Source organism: Nitrosospira multiformis (assembly GCF_003050865.1).
GTDB classification, from domain to species: domain Bacteria; phylum Pseudomonadota; class Gammaproteobacteria; order Burkholderiales; family Nitrosomonadaceae; genus Nitrosospira; species Nitrosospira multiformis_E.
In genome coordinates, this window is record NZ_QAOK01000063.1 from 1 (window position 1) to 3,184 (window position 3,184).

At 50.6% G+C, this 3,184-nt stretch carries 3 protein-coding genes; 1 reads left to right on the top strand and 2 read right to left on the bottom strand.

All coding sequences use genetic code 11. The annotated features are described in order from the left end of the window. Positions 1 to 737 (top strand): IS3 family transposase (locus C8R21_RS15325; protein WP_107763468.1); only part of this gene is annotated, 737 nt, incomplete at its 5' end. A gap of 33 nt (positions 738 to 770) precedes the next feature. On the opposite strand, the gene hxsC is transcribed toward C8R21_RS15325, so the two are convergent. Together hxsC and hxsB are read right to left on the bottom strand one after the other, a co-directional pair. After that, complete coding sequence (gene hxsC / locus C8R21_RS15330; RefSeq protein ID WP_258192454.1) at positions 771 to 1,931, bottom strand: His-Xaa-Ser system radical SAM maturase HxsC; 1,161 nt, start codon at positions 1,929 to 1,931, stop codon at positions 771 to 773. Next, complete coding sequence (hxsB, locus tag C8R21_RS15335) at positions 1,928 to 3,106, bottom strand: His-Xaa-Ser system radical SAM maturase HxsB (protein WP_107763469.1); 1,179 nt, start codon at positions 3,104 to 3,106, stop codon at positions 1,928 to 1,930. The genes hxsC and hxsB overlap by 4 nt, the downstream gene beginning before the upstream one ends. Between the last annotated feature and the right edge of the window lie 78 nt (positions 3,107 to 3,184).

Sequence of the window (3,184 nt, forward strand, 5' to 3'; positions counted from 1 at the left end):
GGCGTTTGCTGGAGAGCATCAGGAAGATTCATGATGGCAGCGATGGGGTGATGGGCAGTCCACGAGTCTGGAAGGAATTGCGTTATGAAGGTGAGACATGCGGGTTGAACCGTGTGGCACGACTGATGCGAGAGCAGGAATTGCATGGCATCCCGCAGCGTAAACGCTGGCGCAAGAAGGTCTGTGGTCTTCGACCGGAGAATGTGCACAATCACCTGCAGCGGGACTTTACAGCAAGTGAGCCCAACAGTCGGTGGGTGACGGACATAACCTATGTGCGCACTCAGGAAAGCTGGCTTTATCTGTGCGTGGTCGTGGACCTGTACTCGGGCATCGTGGTCGGCTGGTCGATGAGCCATTGCCAGGATCGGCAACTGGTGCTGCAGGCCGTACTCATGGCACTTTGGCAACGCGAGGCAAAAACTGCGGTCATCCTGCACTCGGATCGCGGCTGTCAGTTTACCAGTGACGAGTATCAACGTTTCCTGCAAGGACACAATCTGATTTGCAGCATGAGCGCTGCCGGCAGTTGCGCCGACAATGCGGCAGCAGAGAGCTTCTTTGGCTTGCTCAAACGGGAGCGAATATATCGTCGCCAGTATCGAACCCCGGCTGAGGCGCGCACGGATATCTTCGACTATATCGAGCGATTCCATAACCCGCGAAAACGGCGACAGCTGGAAATGCGTCAGAAGCAGGATTTAGGCTTAACCAAACCGTCCGGAGAAATGGGGTAAAACCCATTCCCGTTTCCTAGATGGAGATTAATGTCAAAGCGCTCGGATATGAGCACTAGGCTTTGCCAAGTTGGACGAAAAGAATCCTCCACACTCGTTCATGGATCGGCACGATTGGCATTCCTCCAGGAAGTCGTTTTTCCAATCGCTGATTGAGCGCACCGCAAACTGCCTCACCGATTCTGGAACAACACAGAGAGGATGGTTATAGATGGAAACACGCATTCCGTAGCGCGCCAGAGTATGCGTAGCCTCTTCCAATTCCTCGCTGTAGTCGTAAGGGTCAATCCAGAGCCCGTTGAAATTGGATTTGGCAAATCCCATGATTTCTAAGCCCATCAGGGCGACGTGATCGACAAACAGCAGATTACGGGTAATAAACTCGGCTAGCTTTGGCAGGCGCCGAAAGTTTTTCTGATGAAGTACAACCCGGATTTCGACAGGAACCTGACATCGCTTAAGGTTCAGGATGCCACGAAGCGTATCGTCAAAAGCATTGTCTGCCTGGACAATGAAGTCATGCAGTTGAGAATAATCCGCATACAGAGGAATACCGATCATCAGATCGGGATGCTTTACTTGTGCGACCTTGACCGCGAGTTCGAGACTTTTGAAATTTCGACCGTTAGAGAGGATATGCAAAGCTGTCCTGGGGAGGTGTGTTTTTGACGCCTGGATCAGGCGAATAAAATCATCCCCCCATAACGTCGGTTCCCCTCCCGTAATTCCGATTTCCGGCGTATCAGAATGAATGAGCGGAAGTGCCGCAAGCATATCATCGACGAGGTAGCGGTCATCAATGTCCCTCGGGGGCTGTGAACACATGATGCAGAATGAGTTACAGCGCTCCGTCACTAGGAAGGAGTTCGAATTCGCTTCCTTTCTGTACAACACGTGGATCGTGGAATTCACGGGGTGAAACTTGATTACGTCGTGCCCCTTCAAATAGCCTAATTCTGGTGCGAGCCGAAGAACATTGAGACGGCTGCTTAAGTCTTGCTCTCCCCCAGTTGTTCCCGAAATCAGCGTTAGGCCAAAACCCGACGGCAGTGGGCATGATCCATCCCACAGAAGGGTATGTGCAGGCCTCAGCGCGGCTGGAAGATGAGCGTTTGTGGTGATCTTTGATATGAATGGCGCTTTATGGCTGAGGGGTGTCAGCGCTAGGTTGTTCCTGGAGTGCAAATGAATCACGGACGAACCCAGCTTAAAAGAATTTTCCTGGCTTCTGGATCATCCTGTAACAGGGTGAAGATATGGCGGAATATTTTCATATTTTTGCTGCAAAAGCCACTAAAAGCTTTGTGGCCAACGGCATCTTTCTGGGTCGCATAGTGATAGACCGGATCAGTGCCACAATAAGGCAGAAAACCGCAGTCGTTACACATCGGAGCACTTTCGGCCAGTGTGGCCTCAAGGGTATCGAGGAGAATGTCCGAGGTCATTACATCCTCATAGTTATCCTGATACACATTCCCAAGCCGGAATTTTTTCTCGCCCATTTCCGCCAGCATCCGAGCTTCATCCGCTGCGTAGATATCGCCATCATAGTTATAAACAATAGCGGAAATAGCCATGCCGGAAGGTGACTGGAGATCGACGTATCCGGTCCCAAAAGGCGAGAAAATCTTGTTGATGATCAAAGAGGCATAAAGCTCGACGAAGAGATGACCTTGGCGGTTGATTTCAAGGACGTAATCCAGGCCTTCTTTGTAAAACTCGAACCACCGGTCAACGTTGTATTTCTCGGCCTGACGATTTTTGATGGCAAATCCATATGGGCTTAACGGCCGCAAGAATATCCCATCAATACCCAGGGCGAGATACATGTCGATAATCTCCCGTACTCGGGAAAGGCTTGCCTCTGTTGTAGTCATTAGCGCGCCTACCTTATCTCGCCCCAACACTGCCTGAGCCTTCTTTATGCCCTCAACGGTGAGTTGATGGCCATTCCGTCCCGGACGAGGGCGATTGCGATTGTGCAAATCTTCAGGGCCATCCAGAGAAGTGGACAGGTGAATATCATGAGCAAGACAGAATGCCAGCACCTCGTCAGTTAAAAGACTCATGTTCGTCGTTATCACGAACTGGAGGTCTTTGCCGTACTCTCTATTTCGCTCCTTGGCCTTTTCGACCACATACCGAATAATCGGAAAATTAAGGAGCGGTTCTCCGCCTTGAAACTCAATCTTGATTGCTGGAGATGGGCTTTTAAACACAAAGTCCAGCGAGCGGTCTGCCGTCTCCTGGCTCATGTCATAAGCCAGTTTGTCATCTGTTTGTCTTGAAACCTGGCAGTATTTGCAGGAGTAATCGCAGCGCAGACTAACAACAAACAGATGCAGAGCCGTATGATCTGCTTTAGGAATTCAGGACCAGACAGAAAGTGAGTTTTTCGGCAAACTTGACCTTGAAAGGAGGGCTGTTTGCCATGAAGAAGAAGCGGT